A 14,606-nucleotide genomic window follows, 5' to 3' on the forward strand; every position below is an offset into this window, starting at 1 on the left:
TCGTCTGAGTTGCCGACGGGCGGTTTGCCGCCCCATCAACGCCATGTTTGACGTGACCCAACGCATGCGTGATTTCACGCTTCAGGTCTATTCGAGCATGGGGGTGAGCGCCTCTGCCGCATTCGAGGCAGGCAAGCAAAGCCGTGTCATTTCCCGCAAGGCGGGCGACCTGATCTGGCGCACCGGGGCGCCCATCACCCATTGGCACCACATCATTGAAGGCATGGTGGCCGAGCAGGTCACCATGGACCAGGGCTTGAGCTACCCGCTGACCCTGCACAGCCGCAACAGCTGTTTCGCCAAGCACGATCTGCTGGGTGACGGCAAGGCGCAGGTCGACTACCTGGCCGTCACCGATGTGGAGCTTCTGACCCTGCCGGCTTCGGCCTATCTGGCCCTGGTGCGCAGCGATGCCGGCTTTGCGCAGCATCTGCTGGGCGAGTTGTCCTCCCAGATCCGTCAGCAGAACAACCAGCTGATCGTCAACAAATGCAGCAATTCGGCGCTGCGGGTGATCGGTGGCCTGGCCCTGTGCGCCGAGGGCCTGTGCTTGGCGGCCGAGACCTCGGTATCGCCCTCTCCACCCCAGGAGGACAGCCTCATGCTGCCCTTGTCACAGCAGATGATTGCGCGCTTGTGCGGGGTGTCCCGAACCTTGTTCTCCGAGTACATCGGGCAACTGGAGCAGGGCAACTGGGTGCGGCTGCAGTACCGCGGCGTTGAGTTGCAACACCTGAGTGCCTGGCGCGGCGTCTTTGTTCGCCTGCACAGCCACCAGGTCTGGCGGCGCAACCCGCCGGTGGAGGCCTTGCTGAGCCTGCTGGCCGAGTGCGCCGCCGATCGGACCCCGCGTTACGCCTGACACCCCGTGCACCGGCCAGCGTGAGCGTCTGGCCGGTGCCCTCGGGGGCGGTGCAGGGCGCTGGCGCTCAGGCCTTCTGTGAGGGCGGTGAAAAACTGTTGGCCGTCGCCAGGGGCCAGTACTCGCGGAACAGGTTCGGCAGGCCATCGAGTGGGCCCAGCAAGGCCCCGGTGGGCACCTGCATCACCAACTGGCTCAGCAGGCGCACCTCGGTGTCCGACACGCGGCGAACGATGTGGTGTGCGGTGATGTCGTTCGGATGGTGCAGGCCTGCGGCCTGGATCAACTCTTTCAGGGCGTGCAAGGTGCTGTGGTGCAGGTTCTTCACCCGGGTGGCCTTGTCGGGCACCACCAAGGCCTGCTGGCGCAGCGGGTCCTGGGTGGCCACACCGGTGGGGCATTGGCCCGAATGGCAGGTTTGGGCCTGGATGCAGCCCAGCGCCATCATGAAGCCCCGTGCCGAGTTGCACCAGTCGGCCCCCAGCGCCATCATGCGGGCCACGTCGAACGCCGTGACCACCTTGCCCGCGCAGCCCAGGCGGATGCGATCGCGCAGCTTCACGCCCTTGAGCGTGTTGTGCACCAGCAGAAGGCCTTCCTGCAAGGGGGTACCGACGTGGTCGCTGAATTCCACCGGGGCTGCGCCCGTGCCACCTTCGGCCCCGTCCACCACGATGAAGTCGGGGGTGATGCCGGTCTCCAGCATGGCCTTCACCATGGCAAACCATTCCCAGGGATGCCCGATGCACAGCTTGAACCCCGTGGGCTTGCCGCCGCTGAGCTCACGCAGGCGGGCAATGAAATGCATCATCTCGACAGGCGTCGAGAACGCCGTGTGGGCCGACGGTGAGATGCAGGCCTCGCCCTGTGGCACGCCCCGAGCCTCGGCGATCTCTGCCGTGACCTTCGGGCCGGGCAACACGCCGCCATGGCCCGGCTTGGCGCCTTGGCTCATCTTCAGTTCAATCATGCGCACCTGAGGGCTGCGCGCGTTCTCGGCAAAGCGTTCGGCATCGAAGCTGCCATCAGGATGGCGGCACCCGAAGTAGCCCGAGCCGATCTCCCAGATCAGGTCCCCGCCATGGACGCGGTGGTGTTGTGAAATGGAGCCTTCGCCCGTGTCGTGGGCAAAACCACCCTGCTGGGCCCCGAGGTTGAGCGCCCGGATCGCGTGGGCGGACAGGGCCCCAAAACTCATGGCCGAGATGTTGAAGACACTGGCGCTGTAGGGCTGGGCCGTGTCGGCCCCGATGGTGACGCGAAAGTCGTGGCTGGGCAGCTGGGTGGGAGCCACCGAGTGGTTGATCCACTCGTAGCCGCGCTGGCCCACGTCGAGCAGGGTGCCGAACGGCCGGTTGTCGGGATCGCCCTTGGCGCGCTGGTACACCAGGGTGCGTTGGGCGCGGGAGAAGGGGCTGGCCTCGTTGTCACTCTCGATGAAATATTGGCGAATCTCGGGCCGGATGTACTCCAGCACAAAGCGCAGGTGGCCGATCACGGGGTAATTGCGCAGCACCGAGTGGCGCTTCTGCAGCAGGTCATACACCCCCAGGGCGACCAAGGCGCCTGACAGCACCGCCCACTCCGGTGCCAGGGCCTGCTGTTGCCCCGCCCACAGGCTCAGGGCCAGGGCCCCTGCACAGAGGGCGAAGGCGGTGTAGCGCACGGGATAGATGGCGTTGAGCTGCTTCAGCATGGGGGCTCCAGGAAGGGGTTGACGCGTGTCCGAAGGGCGAGGCCGGTAAACTGCTGTACCACCGCAGCGCTTCGCCCATGACCTGTGGCCGACCGATCATACGATCCACGGCCGGTGGTCAGGGTCTTGCCTGCTCCGTTCATCCTGACGCGTTTTGACGCCCCCCGACATGTCTTCTGATCCCCAAGCCGATACCGCCATCGAAGTCGCCGCCTCGCCCGTGCCTGTCTACCCCGTCGCCGGCGAGCGCCTGCCCCCCGAGGCCTTTGATGAACTCGACGCCATCCTGGACGACCTGCGCAGCCGCGAGGACGAGATTCCCCAGTGGGAGTTCTGCGAAGGCTTCATGGCCGCGGTGATCTGCAACCGCCGCCCCCTGCCACCGGCCGAGTACCTGCCCATGCTGTTGGGCGATGGCATCACCGCCGAAGACACCGATGCCGACGGTATTCCGGCCCTGTCGGCTTTCGCCGATGCGGCTCAACAGGCCCGTTTCATCAGTTTGTGGCAGGCGCGCTGGCACGAAGTGCAGACGGCCCTGGACACCAAGGTGGACAGCCTGGGCGACGAGCGTTGCTATGAGCCCGAGGTGATGGACATGCGCGGCGCCATGGCCACCTTGTCGGAAGAAGAACTGGCCGAACTGGGTGACCAGGAGGTGCCTTCCTTCGGCCAGATCTGGGCACTGGGCTTCATGTTCGCCGTGGAAAACTGGCCCGAGGAATGGGCCGCTCCCCGCGACAAGGAGGCCGCCGATTGGCTGGACGATGCCCTCAACCGCATCGTGGCCCTGACCGAAGACGACACCGGCAAGCCCGAGCTGTCGATGTTTGCCGAAGATGGCCCGCCCAGCCTGAGCCAGGCCCGTCTCGATGCCTTCGGGGATGCCATCTGGGCGGTGTATGACCTGCGCCAACTCTGGAAGAGCTTCGGTCCGCGGGTGGAAACCATCCGCAAGGAAGCCGGCCCGGGCCGCAACGACCCCTGCCCCTGTGGCAGCGGCAAGAAGTTCAAGAAGTGCCACGGGGCCTGAGGGCGCCCTGAAGCGCCCCCGCTGTCGGGGCCGCTTCAGAGTGCTGGCTTGCCGCACCCAGCCCAGTTTCAGCCCAGGAACTTCTTCAGGTTGGCTGCCGCCGTGCTGCGCACCTTGCGTTTCAGCGAGGGCGACCATCCCAGCAGCAGGCCGGGCAGTCCCAGGGCCTGGCGCGCCCAGCGCCAGAACCCGAAGCGATCGCGGTGGCCGGCGATCAAGCCCTCCGGCGTGAAGGTGAAGCGCGCGTCGATGATGTTGTGCACCGGGCGGCCGGTGGCGCTGAACACGTAGTGCGCCTCCCAATGGGCCTGGCCGCCTCGGTCATCCGCCTGGATGTTGCTGAATTCGACTCGCCATGCCCCGGGTGGGCTTTTTTGGGCGGCGCTGCACAGCATGCGCCACATGCCTGCAATCTGGGCCTGGCCCTGCAAGGAAAACGCCTCGTCGTCAAAGCGTGCATCGGGTGCGTAGCACTGCGCCATGGTGGCGTGATCAAGCTGGCTGAAAGCCGTGTAGAAGCGCTGCAGCGTCTCGGCGTTGCGGTGGGTCATGGTGCGTTTTCCTGTGGGTGGTCCCCGGCGCAGGCGGCTTCAGAGCTGCCCAGGCATTTCGGCGGCCAGGAAATCGTACACCGTCCGGATGCGACGGCTGGTACGGATCTCTTGGTGAACGGCCAGCCACATGGGCAGTGCCGGAATCGGTAATTGCGGTAGCACCCGCCGAACCCGCTCGTCCTGGCGCAGCAGGTACTGCGCCGTGAAGCCGATGCCCAGTCCCGCGCGCACGGCCTCCCAGGTGGCAATCAGGTCGTCGGTGCGGAACGCAAAATGGGCGGGCGTCACCGGGTGGCCCATGGCCGCAAAGCCCTTGAGCAGCAGGTCGTGCCGGTCGCTGCCGATCAATTCGTGGCCGAGCAAGTCGATGGGGTCGACCGGCGTGCCACGCCGTTGCAGGTAGCTGCTGCTGGCGCAGGCACACAGCGTTACCTCGCCAATCAACTGGGCCACCAGGCTGCCCTGGTCGGGGCGCACCATGCGCAGTGCGATGTCGGCTTCGCGCCGCAACAGGTTGGACACCTCGTTGCTGGACACCAGTTCCACCTGGATCCCGGGGTGTTGCAAGCGCAGGCGGGCCAACACCGGCGGCAACAGGTAGCAGGCCACCGGCTGGCTGGCGGTGATCCGAACGGTCCCCGAGATCAACTCGTCAGTGCGTGAGGCGGCCCGTGCCAACTGGTGGGCCCCGGTCTCCATCAACCTCGCGGACTCTGCCAGCGCCAAGGCCGCTTCGGTCGGGCGCAGGCCGCGCCCGGTGCGCTCGAACAACAGCACCCCCAACTGCGCCTCCAGCTCGGCAATGTGCCGCCCCAGTGTCGGCTGGCTGGCCTGCAAGGCCCGTGCGGCACCCAGCAGACTGCCGTGCTCCAGGGCCGCGAGAAAGGATCGCACCAGGCTCCAGTCGAATGAGGTATTCAAAATTGAATTGCTGTTATGAAACGATAGGCAATTGTGTGATCTTCCATGGTTTTCAACAATCGCTCCATTCCCTCATCGATTCTGGAGCACTCACATGACCTGCACATCCACCGTTCTCATCCTGGGCGCCCGTGGGCGTCTGGGTCTGGCCGCTGCCCGCGCCTTTGCCCAGGCCGGTTGGCGCGTCCGCGCTCAGATCCGGCCCGGCGCCACGGCGCCTGCCGTGCCGGGGGTTGAATGGCTGGCCCACGATCTGCAAGACACCGCAGGCCTGGTCGCTGCAGCCCGTGGTGCCCGGGTGGTGGTCCATGCCCTGAACCCGGCCTACACCGTGGCCGCCTGGCGCGAGCAGGCGCCGGGCCTGATGGCTGCGGCGCTGGCGTTGGCGACGGCCTTGCGCGCCACGCTCATGCTGCCGGGCAATGTCTACAACTATGGCGAAGACATGCCTGCCGTGCTGCAAGAGAGCACGCCGCAGGATGCCCGGCATGAGCTGGGGCGCATCCGCGTGGCCCTGGAGCAGCAGATGGCCCGGGCGGTCGAGGACTCAGGTGGCGCCATGCGGGCCGTGGTGCTGCGGGCCGGCAATTTCTTCGGTGCCAGCGAAGGCACCTTTCTGGACAAAATGGTGGCCCCGCAACTGCCGCGGGGCAAGGCGTCCTGGATGGGTGACCTCGATGTGGGCACGCCATGGGCCTACCTGCCCGATCTGGCGCGGACACTGGTGATGTTGGCCGAACGAAGCGATCTGGCGGCCTTCGAGACCTTTCACTTTGCCGGGCACCAGGTCACGGCCCGCCAGTGGCTGGCGGTGCTTGGCCAGGTGGCGCTGGAGCAGGGCTGGCTGCAGCCTGGGCAGGCGCTGACAGTGCGCCGCGTGCCGGTGTGGTTCTTCCGCCTGTTCGGCCTGGTCTCGCCCACCCTGGCCACGATCGCCCAGACCGGCTACCTGTTCAGCACCCCGCACCGACTGGACAACACCCGCCTGGTGCAAAGGCTGGGGGCGGAGCCCCGCACGCCCTTTGAGCTGGCCGTGCGCCAATCGCTGCAGGCGATGCGCCTGCCCCTGGCCTCGGGGCCCGAAGTCCTGGCGGCCTGAGGCCGGAGGGCTGCCGGCGCCTCAGCCCTTGTTGCTGCCCAGCAGGTCCAGCAGTCGTTGCAGGGCGTGGGCGACGGTCGACAGGCGCACCGCCGCTCGATCGCCGTCAAAGCGCTGTACTTCGCTGTGGGTCTGGCCGCCCACTGAAAAGCCGAACCACACTGTGCCCACCGGCTTGGCCGCGCTGCCGCCACTGGGGCCTGCCACGCCGGTCACGGCCACCGACACCTGGGCTCGGGCCTGGGTCTGGGCATGACGCAGGGCCCCTTCGGCCATGGCACGGGCCACGGGCTCGCTGACGGCCCCGTGCTGGGCGATCAGCTCGGCCGGGACGCCCAGCAGCTCGGTCTTGGCCTCGTTCGAGTAGCTCACCAGCCCGCGCTCGAACCAGTCGCTGGATCCCGCCAGCTCGGTGCAGGCCGCCGCGATCAGGCCACCGGTACAGCTTTCTGCGGTGGCCAGCTTCAGGCCTTGCTGGCGCAAGGCTTGGGCCAGTGCGGTGGTCGCAACCCTGTGGTCGAAAGTGATCGGCTGTGTCATGCGAAAAACCTCCAGAGGGCGATGACCAGCAAGGTGCAGAACGCTGCCACCAGGTCATCAAACAGGATGCCAAAGCCCCCTTTGGGGCCAAAGCCGTGCCACAAGTTGTCTGCCCAGCCGACAGGGCCGGGCTTGGCCGCATCAAAGAAGCGAAACAGGGCAAAGGCCACCAGCTGCCCACCCAGGCTCGCCGGCATGACCAACCAAAGGATCAGCCAGAAGGCCACCACCTCGTCCCACACGATGTTGCCCGGGTCCAGGGTGTTGAGGTGGCGCGCCGTGACGGTGCAGGCCCACCAGCCCACGGCGATGGACACGGCGATCAGGGCGCCGATCTGCCCCGGCGTGAGCCAGAGTTGCAGCAGCAGGTAGGCCGCCCAGGCCCACAGCGTGCCCACCGTGCCGGGGGCCACCGGGCTCAGGCCAGAGCCCAGGCCCAGCGCGATGATGTGGGCCGGGTGCGACCACATGAAGCGCGCCGTGGGGCGTACTGCGGGGCGGGTGGTGGGGGAGGGGCCGGGCTTTGGCCAGGTCGGTTCGTTGGGGTGAGATGGGTTCATGGGGCAATGCAGCGAAGGGGCATGGGGGCCAGTGACGTTGGTGCCATTCTCAGGGCTTGGGCGGCAGCAGGGCCTGGAACCACTGGCTCCAGTAGTCCAGGCAGGCCTGGATCTTGGGCAGGTGGTGGCGCTGGGGCATCAGCAGCGCATAGATGGGGAAATCCTGCACATCCACCCAGTCTTCCAGCACGGGCCGCAGCCTGCCCTGCGCCACCAGCGGGGCCGCAATCAGGGTGTTGCAGCGGCAGATGCCCAGGTCATTGAGCACCATGGTCATCATGATGCCGGTGGAGTTGGCTCGGTAGTGGCCCTGCACCGGTCGCTCGATCGCCATGCCATCGAGGATGAAGGGCCAGCGGTTCAGGTGCTGGGCCGCGCTGTTGGTGATCAGGCGATGGCTCAGGAGTTCATCGGGGTGGCTGGGGGTGCCAAAGCGGGCCAGGTAGGCCGGGCTGGCGTACAGCGCCCGCCCGTGGTGGCCGATCTGGCGCGCCATCATCGATTCGGTGTGTGGCGCGCCGCTGCGCAGCGTCAGGTCCACGCCCTCCAGCGCCATGTCGATCAGGCGGTCGTCCGAATGCAGCTCGATCTGCAGCCTCGGGTGGCGCTCATACAGGCCGGCCAGGCTGGGCACGATGATGAAATGGCCCAGCGCCGGGCTCACCGCCACCTGCACGGTGCCGCTGACCTCGCGGGTCTGGTGGGCAAATTCGGCCTCCAGTTCTTCGAGCGTGCCGGTGATGCGCTGACAGTAACCCAGGAAGGTCTGCCCCTCGGCGGTGAGCGACAGCCCTTGGGTGGAGCGCTGCACCAGTCGCACACCGCACTGCTTTTCGATGCGGCTGAGCGAGCGCGAGACCTGGCTGACCGGCACGTTGCGTTCGCGCGCCACGGCCGACAGCGTGCCGCGGGTTGCCACGCGCACGAACAGGGCCATGTCATCAAAGTCCAAGTCTTTCACAGCGCCGATGTTAGCCGGGGCTTGGGCATGCCCGTGCCGTGCCGGCAGACGCCGTGCGTGTTGCAGGGTTTGCAAAACCGGTTTGCCCGGGCTGCTGTTTCGCTGGCACCCCGGGTTCTCTAAAGTCAGACCTCAAATTCACCCGCATCCGCGCATCCGCGCGCCAGCGCCGAAAGAGACAAGCCATGACTTCCCTGCACCTTCAGGTCGCGCCCTTGCAAAACCCCGAGCGTTACCCCTTGTTGGCCCAGGCCTTGACCGATCTGGCCGAGCGTTGGCTGGGTGCGACGCGGGAGACGGTCGTGGTGCTGATCGACGACCTGCCCGCTGCGCGTTGGTATGTCGCCGGGCAGCCGGTGGACCGGCCTGCCGCCCAGTTGCACCTCTGCCTGCCTGCCGGCCAGGCGAGTGAAGGGCAGCAGGCCGAATTCATCGCTCACGCATTGAGGTCGCTGCAGCGCCAACTGGGCCGCGGCGAGGCGCTGGCGGTGGGCAGCGGCGTGATCGTGCGCGAGGTGCCGCCTCAGCACTGGGGGCGCTGCGAGGCCACGGCGCCCCAGGCCCAAGGCGTGGCCTGATGTCCAGGGCAGGGCGCTTCACTTGAAGTGGTCGAAGCTCTCGTCGCGGCGTTCCATCAACTGGCCACGGGCATCCAGCAGGCGCAGCCCGGGCTGTTTCTCGATGCGCCCGATGCGGGTCACCGGCGTCTGGCTTTGGCGGCTGGCCGCCTGCACCGCTTCGCGGGCTGCGGCGGGGGCGGTGAAGACCAGTTCGTAATCATCGCCGCCCGCCAGCACCAGCCCCAGAACGGTGTCGTCGTCCAGATTGAGGTGCTGCGGGCCTGAACGGGCCGCCAGCAGGCTCAGCACACGCTCGGCGTCCATGCTGGCGCCGACGCCGGAGCGGCGCAGGATGTGGCCCAGGTCACCGACCAGCCCATCGCTGATGTCGGCTGCGGCCGAGGCAATCCCGCGCAGGGACTGGCCCAGAGCCACCCGGGGGGTGGGGCTTTCCATGCGGGCGCGGGCCGCCTCGAACGCTGGTCCGGGCAGGCTTTGCGTGCCTCGGAACACCTCGAGTGCCAATCGAGCGTCGCCCAGCGTGCCGCTGACATACAGATCGTCGCCAGGGCGTGCGCCGCTGCGCAGCAGGGCCTGGCTGCGACCGTCGACCACTGGCACCTCACCCATCACCGTGATGCAGATGTTCAACGGACCCTGGGTGGTGTCACCACCGATCAACTCGCAGCCGTGCGCATCGGCCAGGGCCAGCAGGCCCTGGGCAAAAGGCGCCAGCCAGCGGGCGTCGGCGCGCGGCAGGGCCAGGGCCAGGGTGAAGGCCACCGGGGTGGCGCCACAGGCCGCCAGGTCGCTCAGGTTGACGGCCAGCGCCTTGTGGCCCAGGCGCGCGGGGTCGACTGTGGACAGAAAGTGCCGGCCTTCGACCAGCATGTCGCTGGAGATGGCCAAGTGCGTGCCCGGCGAAGCCTGCAGCAGTGCGCAGTCATCGCCCACGCCCAGCCGTACGGGGCCGCCCGCGCGGGGCGCGCGGGTGAAAAAACGGGCAATCAGATCAAATTCACCCATGCGGATTCCTCAAGAAGCCGCAAGCATAAGGGCTGGCCAGACCCCTGGACGCGTGTCCGGTGCGCTTCATACCCTATTTGCGGGATGGTCAACTGTGTGGATTTTTTTTAGCATTCCGTCCATGGTTGAACAATCGTTCAGCCGTCTGTCAGCTGTCACACCGCAAGGTCGCTGCCAGGGAGGAAAGAAGAGTTTCAGGGTCAGGAAGACGCGCTTCCCGCAGGAATGGGATGAGCAAGGGATGGGAGCCTCGAGAGGCGCGTCTTTCCTGGCATCGGAAACCACAGGCTCGGCCCCGGGGCTTGGCGCAAGCCAGGTCCCGGCGGCCCGTGTCCTCATCTTGACGGTGCGCTGCCTGCGCCCGTTTTCAAATTACCGGATCGACATCACGCGCCGCACCAGATCGACCTGGCGGTGCAGGGCCTGCTTGTTGAGGGCACTCTTCACCTGGCTGCGCACGGTGTGGATGGACAGATGCGTCATCTGCGCAATGCGCTTGAGGGGGTGGCCTTCGGTGAGCAGCATGGCCACCCGGGCTTCGGCCGGGGTGAGCTTGAGCGACGAGCAGATCTTGGACATCTGGTCGCTGCGATCGAGCAGGCTGGCGATCGAGGCCTGGGGGGCTTCGGGCCACAGTTGTTCGGCGGCCATCACCCGCTCTGTCACGTTCTCGACCTGCGACATCACCGACTCCACGCGACCCTGCGGGTCGAGCAGGGCCGAGTTGAACCACACCGTGTGCAGGGCAGATCCGTCCGCCCGCTGGAACGTCAATTCAGAGCGGTTCTGCAGTTCCTGGCCGCTTTGCAGCCGGCCCAGGGCCTCGCTCAAAGGGGTGTTGTCCCAGCGGGTGGGCAGCACCTTGGGGAGTTGGCGTCCGCGCACCTCGTCCAGGGTCCAGGCAAACCACTGGCTGGCGCGGCTGGAGCAATGCAGCAGGCGCAGGCTGGCATCCATCTCCAGCACGGCCAGGGGGCTGTTTTCCATGTGGGACGCCACGCGTTGATTGGCGGCCCGCAGGGCGTCGGCCGTGATCTTGAGCTCGTGCACGCGCAACGCGATGCTGACGAAACCCAGCACCTGCCCCTCATCGTCCAGCCAGGGACTCAGGCTGACGTTGTGCCATTCGGCCTCGCCCGCCGGGTTGGATATCTGGCGCTGGTAATGCACGGTTTCGCCGCTCAGCACCCGGTCAATGTGACCTTGAATCTGGTCGAGCGCCTCGGCCCCGTACAGGTCGGCCAGCATGAGGCCGGTGGCTTCGGCGGGCGTGCGCTGGAACCAGCGCGCAAAGCTGGCGTTCACATAGACGACACGCAGCGTGTTGTCCACCACAGACATGGGTGCATTCAGCGCGTGGGTGACCAGCGTATCGACCTGATCGGCACGCAGTCGCAAGGCGTTGGAGCGGGTGGGCGTATGGGGTTGAGCGGACATGAGGCTGGGCACAGCGTGACAGTTTCTGTGCCAACGCTATTGTGCCTTTGACGTTTGGTTACACCGGCCAGAAAAAGCTGCCCGGCGCGCTGCGCAAACGGGCGCGTATGGCCTGGTTGATGCGCTGGCGCTCCACCTGGCCCACGTTGTGGGCACGCAGTGCCAGCCGGAAGGCGAGGTAGAAGCTGACGGCCAGGTTCAGGGGCCCGATGGCGCACAGACCCGCAATCGCCCACCAGAACTCGGCGTGGCGCAGGGCCTCCAGCCCCAGGGTGGCCGCTGCAGCGCTGACCTGGCCGGTGGACAGGGTGACGTGGCGCACCTCCAGGCCCAGCCCGAAAAAAGCGGCGAAAGCTGGGATCAAGCCCAGCATCATGCCCAGCGAGATGTTGGCGGCCAGACCAGAGATGTTGCGACGCAACCACTGGCCCCAGCGACGCGCGCGCAACGGCCCCAGCCAGCGGGTGAATCGGGGGTTGTAGGTCAGGGCCGAGTCCAGCCGGTGCAGCACGAACCAGTTTTCGACCCAGCCCGCGATGATGCTGGAGGCAAACAGCAGCACCCCCGTGAAGGCGGCGAACAGGGCGGTGGGCCCGAGCAGGCTCAGGTCGTGCAAGGTGTGGTGGGCATGTTCGGCGTCCACCATGGGCCCCAGGCCGGCGGCATGCAGACCGACACAGATCAGCAGCACACCCGGAACCACCAGGCCCAGGTTGCCCACGATGGCGGCAAACTGTGAGCGCAACAGGTGGGCCACTTCATCGACGAAGCGCTCGATGGCATCGGGTGCGCTCATGTCCTTGAGCTTGGCGGCCATGGCCGGTGCGGTGACGGCGGGTTGTTTGGTGGCCACGGTCCAGTGCATCAGCATCACCAGCACGAACGAGGCGGCGTAGTTCAGGCCTGCCGCAAAACCGCTCCAGAAGGCCGACAGGCCCAGCCCGTAGATGGCAAATTTGGCCCAGGTGGTGAGGGCCAGCACCGAGCCGCCACCGGCGGCGGCGCGCAGCATCTCCCGGTATTCGGTGGCGTTGCGGGTGATGTAGTGCTCACCGCTTTCGGCGCTTCGTTCGGCCACCTTGGCCGCCGTGAGCTGCGAACTGGCGGCAATCAGGGCTCGGATGCTGCGACCGTCTTCGTTCACTTGCACCAGGCGGGCCAGCAGCTGGGCCAGATCGGCCGAGGGGGTTTGGCTTTGCAGGCAACTCAGCAGATCGCGGATGCGCAGCACGCGCTCGCGCAACTGGCGCAGGCGGAACACGATGCCCACTGAGATGCCATGCTCTTCCAGGTGGGTGTAAACGGTCTGGGCCGCGCGTCGGCAGGCCTCCAACTGCTGGCGCAGCACATCGGCGGCCTGCAGTGCCGCTTCGCTGCGTGGCCCTTGCTGCAGCACGGCTTGGCGCAGGCGTTCGAAATGGGCGGGCAGCTCATGGAAGGGGCGCTCGTTCTGTGCCTGGTCCGACATGCGCTGGCGGATCTCGGAGGCAAAGCCCGTGGCGCTGACCTGGCCCACGCTGTAGGTCAGGGCATCCAGCAGCAGCAAGGTGGCATTGGCCAGTGGCGCCTCCTCTGGGTCATCGGCGGCCGGGGGGGCGGGAAACAGCAGGCGCTGCACGCGCACCAGGGTCTCGGGGTCGATGGCGCGCAGCCACTCGGCATCAAAGGTGGTGGGGGCCAGCAACTCGAACAGTTCGCCCAGATCGGTGGTCTCGGGGGTCTGTGGCAGCAGCTTCTTGCGCAAGCGGTTGCCCAGCTCGCTCATGAAGGCCGGTCTCGGGGCAAAACCATGATCGGCCAGCAAGGAGGTGGCATCCACCGCGCCCAGGAAGTTGACCCACCACAGTTGCCACTCGGTCTGCCACGTGGGGCGCAGCTGGATCGCATCGAGCATCAGCCGAAGGCGTGCCACCGCGGCTGGCGCATCGTCTGCCCGACCCCGTATCCATTGCAGCAGGCTCATCAGCCACAGGTGGCGTTGCACCAACGATGCGTGCGGGTTGAGGGCGTCGAGGATCTGGGGCAGGTCGGGGGGTGTTTGATTCATGTGAACGTGGTGAAGCCGAGGTGTGGCACCGAATGAACTCAGTGCAACACGCGAGCCGGCGCGTGGGCGCTGGAGTGGGCCTCCAGCAGAAACAGCGGGATCGGTACGTCAAAGCGTTCGCCGTCCTCCGCCACGAAAAAATAACTGCCGTTCATGGTTCCGCTGGGGGTGCGCAGGCGGCAGCCACTGGTGTACTGGAAGGCCTCACCCGGTTTGAGCAGTGGTTGCTTGCCCACCACCCCCAGGCCTTTGACTTCTTCGCAGTGGCCCGTGGCGTCATGAATCTGCCAGTGGCGCGAGATCAACTGGGCCGGCACGTCGCCGGTGTTGGTGACCGTCACGGTGTAGGCAAAGGCGTGCACGGACTGCTCCGCATTGGACTGGTCCGGCAGGTGTTGAGGCTCGACGTGAACGTTAATTCGATAACTGGGCATGGTGGATGGACAAACAGTAAGAAGGCTGTCGGACTTTGAAGTTCCCGCATTCTGTCATTCGTGACGCGCTTGTGCAGTCTTTGGCATTTTTTCGAGCATTGCCCTCGTTGGCGCCAGGGCCGGCGCTGCTGCGACAATTGGCGCCATGAAGACCTCCGCTCCTACCCCCTACCGCATCGCCCCCTCCATCCTGTCGGCCGACTTCGCACGGCTGGGAGATGAGGTCCGTCAGGTGATCGCCGACGGCGCCGACTGGATCCACTTTGACGTGATGGACAACCATTACGTGCCCAATCTGACCTTCGGGCCCATGATCTGCCAGGCCCTCAAGCCCCATGCGCGCACGCCCGAAGGCGTGGCCGTGCCCATCGACGTGCACTTGATGGTGCAACCCGTGGACGCCCTGGCCGCCGCGTTTGCCGAAGCCGGTGCCGACTACATCAGCTTTCACCCCGATGCCTCGGGGCATGTGCATCGCAGCATCCAGGCCATCAAATCGCAAGGCGTGAAGGCCGGGCTGGTGTTCAACCCGGCGCAAACGCTGGATGTGCTGGACTGGGTGATCGAAGACCTGGATCTGATCCTCATCATGAGCGTCAACCCGGGCTTTGGTGGCCAGAGCTTCATTGACTCGGCATTGCGCAAGATCGAAGACGTGCGCCGCCGCATCGAGGCCAGCGGCAAGGACATCCGCCTCGAAGTGGACGGCGGCATCAAGGTCGACAACATTGCCCGGGTGGCCGCCGCCGGGGCTGACACCTTCGTGGCAGGCAGCGCCATTTTCGGCAAGCCTGATTACCGCGCCGTCATCGACGCCATGCGGGTTCAACTGGCGGGCTGAGCCTCAGGGGCGGCCTGCGTCCTGGGTATCTGACC

The 14,606-nt window shown here is 66.6% G+C and carries 15 protein-coding genes; 5 read left to right on the plus strand and 10 right to left on the minus strand.

Annotated elements, in window-relative coordinates:
• The first annotated feature begins 43 nt into the window (after positions 1-43).
• A complete protein-coding gene (locus tag AC07PT_RS28285; RefSeq protein WP_492350415.1) occupies positions 44-862 on the plus strand; it encodes a Crp/Fnr family transcriptional regulator in 819 nt (272 codons plus the stop codon).
• Between the two features lie 67 nt (positions 863-929).
• Here AC07PT_RS28285 and AC07PT_RS28290 read toward each other — a convergent pair whose 3' ends face one another.
• Positions 930-2,558, minus strand: a complete 1,629-nt coding sequence (locus AC07PT_RS28290; RefSeq protein WP_492350416.1) for an FMN-binding glutamate synthase family protein — start codon at positions 2,556-2,558, stop codon at positions 930-932.
• A gap of 169 nt (positions 2,559-2,727) precedes the next feature.
• Between AC07PT_RS28290 and AC07PT_RS28295 the strand changes: the two genes are divergently transcribed.
• On the plus strand, positions 2,728-3,591 hold the full coding sequence (locus AC07PT_RS28295) for a UPF0149 family protein (RefSeq protein WP_492350417.1): 864 nt from the start codon (positions 2,728-2,730) through the stop codon (positions 3,589-3,591).
• A gap of 68 nt (positions 3,592-3,659) precedes the next feature.
• Here AC07PT_RS28295 and AC07PT_RS28300 read toward each other — a convergent pair whose 3' ends face one another.
• Together AC07PT_RS28300 and AC07PT_RS28305 are read right to left on the minus strand one after the other, a co-directional pair.
• A complete protein-coding gene (locus tag AC07PT_RS28300) occupies positions 3,660-4,142 on the minus strand; it encodes a nuclear transport factor 2 family protein (RefSeq protein WP_494658896.1) in 483 nt (160 codons plus the stop codon).
• A gap of 39 nt (positions 4,143-4,181) precedes the next feature.
• Entirely contained in the window at positions 4,182-5,066 is an 885-nt protein-coding gene (locus AC07PT_RS28305; protein ID WP_494658897.1) for a LysR family transcriptional regulator, read from the minus strand.
• Between the two features lie 94 nt (positions 5,067-5,160).
• On the opposite strand from AC07PT_RS28305, the gene AC07PT_RS28310 reads away from it, so the two are divergent.
• Positions 5,161-6,165 (plus strand): NAD-dependent epimerase/dehydratase family protein, encoded by a 1,005-nt coding sequence (locus tag AC07PT_RS28310; RefSeq protein ID WP_494658898.1) that lies wholly within the window; start codon positions 5,161-5,163, stop codon positions 6,163-6,165.
• A 21-nt stretch (positions 6,166-6,186) separates the two neighbouring features.
• Here AC07PT_RS28310 and AC07PT_RS28315 read toward each other — a convergent pair whose 3' ends face one another.
• From AC07PT_RS28315 to AC07PT_RS28325, 3 genes are all read right to left on the minus strand, one after another.
• Entirely contained in the window at positions 6,187-6,705 is a 519-nt protein-coding gene (locus tag AC07PT_RS28315) for a CinA family protein (RefSeq protein WP_492350421.1), read from the minus strand.
• Positions 6,702-7,175 carry a phosphatidylglycerophosphatase A family protein gene (locus tag AC07PT_RS28320; RefSeq protein WP_492350441.1) on the minus strand — a complete coding sequence of 158 codons (474 nt, stop codon included), beginning with the start codon at positions 7,173-7,175 and terminating at the stop codon, positions 6,702-6,704. Before AC07PT_RS28320 ends, AC07PT_RS28315 begins: the two co-directional genes overlap by 4 nt.
• Before the next feature lie 139 nt (positions 7,176-7,314).
• Complete coding sequence (locus AC07PT_RS28325; RefSeq protein ID WP_494658899.1) at positions 7,315-8,226, minus strand: LysR family transcriptional regulator; 912 nt, start codon at positions 8,224-8,226, stop codon at positions 7,315-7,317.
• Positions 8,227-8,411: 185 nt separating this feature from the next.
• Here AC07PT_RS28325 and AC07PT_RS28330 point away from each other — a divergent pair, with 185 nt between their 5' ends.
• The gene (locus AC07PT_RS28330; RefSeq protein ID WP_492350423.1) at positions 8,412-8,804 is read left to right on the plus strand and encodes a tautomerase family protein; all 393 of its coding nucleotides are present in this window, start codon (positions 8,412-8,414) and stop codon (positions 8,802-8,804) included.
• A gap of 18 nt (positions 8,805-8,822) precedes the next feature.
• Here the strand turns inward: AC07PT_RS28330 and thiL are convergent, their stop codons facing one another.
• From thiL to apaG, 4 genes are all read right to left on the minus strand, one after another.
• Positions 8,823-9,812 (minus strand): thiamine-phosphate kinase, encoded by a 990-nt coding sequence (gene thiL / locus AC07PT_RS28335; protein WP_492350424.1) that lies wholly within the window; start codon positions 9,810-9,812, stop codon positions 8,823-8,825.
• Between the two features lie 372 nt (positions 9,813-10,184).
• Positions 10,185-11,249 (minus strand): PAS domain-containing protein, encoded by a 1,065-nt coding sequence (locus tag AC07PT_RS28340; RefSeq protein WP_494658900.1) that lies wholly within the window; start codon positions 11,247-11,249, stop codon positions 10,185-10,187.
• Between the two features lie 58 nt (positions 11,250-11,307).
• Entirely contained in the window at positions 11,308-13,296 is a 1,989-nt protein-coding gene (tlpB, locus tag AC07PT_RS28345; protein ID WP_494658901.1) for a transporter-like protein TlpB, read from the minus strand.
• A gap of 38 nt (positions 13,297-13,334) precedes the next feature.
• Complete coding sequence (gene apaG / locus AC07PT_RS28350) at positions 13,335-13,730, minus strand: Co2+/Mg2+ efflux facilitator ApaG/CorD (protein WP_492350427.1); 396 nt, start codon at positions 13,728-13,730, stop codon at positions 13,335-13,337.
• A gap of 145 nt (positions 13,731-13,875) precedes the next feature.
• Here apaG and rpe point away from each other — a divergent pair, with 145 nt between their 5' ends.
• Positions 13,876-14,571, plus strand: coding sequence for a ribulose-phosphate 3-epimerase (rpe, locus tag AC07PT_RS28355; RefSeq protein ID WP_492350428.1), 696 nt, complete (start codon positions 13,876-13,878; stop codon positions 14,569-14,571).
• Positions 14,572-14,606: the final 35 nt, after the last annotated feature.

The organism is Curvibacter sp. GW821-FHT09D12, from assembly GCF_059416245.1.

Excerpts from the sequence above, each read along its gene's own strand:
- AC07PT_RS28285 (WP_492350415.1), top strand. The coding sequence starts at position 44 with ATGTTTGACGTGACCCAACGCATGCGTGATTTCACGCTTCAGGTCTAT.
- AC07PT_RS28290 (WP_492350416.1), bottom strand. The coding sequence starts at position 2,558 with ATGCTGAAGCAGCTCAACGCCATCTATCCCGTGCGCTACACCGCCTTC.
- AC07PT_RS28295 (WP_492350417.1), top strand. The coding sequence starts at position 2,728 with ATGTCTTCTGATCCCCAAGCCGATACCGCCATCGAAGTCGCCGCCTCG.
- AC07PT_RS28300 (WP_494658896.1), bottom strand. The coding sequence starts at position 4,142 with ATGACCCACCGCAACGCCGAGACGCTGCAGCGCTTCTACACGGCTTTC.
- AC07PT_RS28310 (WP_494658898.1), top strand. The coding sequence starts at position 5,161 with ATGACCTGCACATCCACCGTTCTCATCCTGGGCGCCCGTGGGCGTCTG.
- AC07PT_RS28315 (WP_492350421.1), bottom strand. The coding sequence starts at position 6,705 with ATGACACAGCCGATCACTTTCGACCACAGGGTTGCGACCACCGCACTG.
- AC07PT_RS28320 (WP_492350441.1), bottom strand. The coding sequence starts at position 7,175 with ATGTGGTCGCACCCGGCCCACATCATCGCGCTGGGCCTGGGCTCTGGC.
- AC07PT_RS28330 (WP_492350423.1), top strand. The coding sequence starts at position 8,412 with ATGACTTCCCTGCACCTTCAGGTCGCGCCCTTGCAAAACCCCGAGCGT.
- thiL (WP_492350424.1), bottom strand. The coding sequence starts at position 9,812 with ATGGGTGAATTTGATCTGATTGCCCGTTTTTTCACCCGCGCGCCCCGC.
- AC07PT_RS28340 (WP_494658900.1), bottom strand. The coding sequence starts at position 11,249 with ATGTCCGCTCAACCCCATACGCCCACCCGCTCCAACGCCTTGCGACTG.
- tlpB (WP_494658901.1), bottom strand. The coding sequence starts at position 13,296 with ATGAATCAAACACCCCCCGACCTGCCCCAGATCCTCGACGCCCTCAAC.
- apaG (WP_492350427.1), bottom strand. The coding sequence starts at position 13,730 with ATGCCCAGTTATCGAATTAACGTTCACGTCGAGCCTCAACACCTGCCG.
- rpe (WP_492350428.1), top strand. The coding sequence starts at position 13,876 with ATGAAGACCTCCGCTCCTACCCCCTACCGCATCGCCCCCTCCATCCTG.